The organism is Mammaliicoccus sp. C-M13 (assembly GCF_022386845.1).
Lineage (GTDB): Bacteria > Bacillota > Bacilli > Staphylococcales > Staphylococcaceae > Mammaliicoccus > Mammaliicoccus lentus.
In genome coordinates, this window is record NZ_JAJNHQ010000042.1 from 1 (window position 1) to 372 (window position 372).

General features: G+C 50.3%; 4 tRNA genes. All 4 read right to left on the minus strand.

Features of this window, described 5'->3' with window-relative positions:
* Positions 1 to 89: transfer RNA gene (locus tag LQ615_RS13385), tRNA-Leu, on the minus strand.
* Between the two features lie 6 nt (positions 90 to 95).
* Positions 96 to 170 (minus strand) — tRNA-Gly (locus tag LQ615_RS13390).
* Between the two features lie 29 nt (positions 171 to 199).
* A tRNA-Leu gene (locus tag LQ615_RS13395) sits at positions 200 to 281 on the minus strand.
* A 3-nt stretch (positions 282 to 284) separates the two neighbouring features.
* Positions 285 to 360 (minus strand) — tRNA-Lys (locus tag LQ615_RS13400).
* Positions 361 to 372 lie beyond the last annotated feature (12 nt).

Here is a 372-nt window from a genome sequence, read left to right on the forward strand (position 1 = left end):
TGGTGCCGAGGACCGGAATCGAACCGGTACGATAATCACTTATCGCAGGATTTTAAGTCCTGTGCGTCTGCCAGTTCCGCCACCCCGGCAAATAATGGAGCAGAAGACGGGATTCGAACCCGCGACCCCAACCTTGGCAAGGTTGTATTCTACCGCTGAACTACTTCTGCAAGATTAAATGCTTAATTTCTTTAAATAATGCGGGTGAAGGGAGTCGAACCCCCACGCCGTAAGGCGCTAGATCCTAAGTCTAGTGCGTCTGCCAATTCCGCCACACCCGCTAATGGTGAGCCATAGAGGATTCGAACCTCTGACCCTCTGATTAAAAGTCAGATGCTCTACCAACTGAGCTAATGGCTCTAAAACATGGTG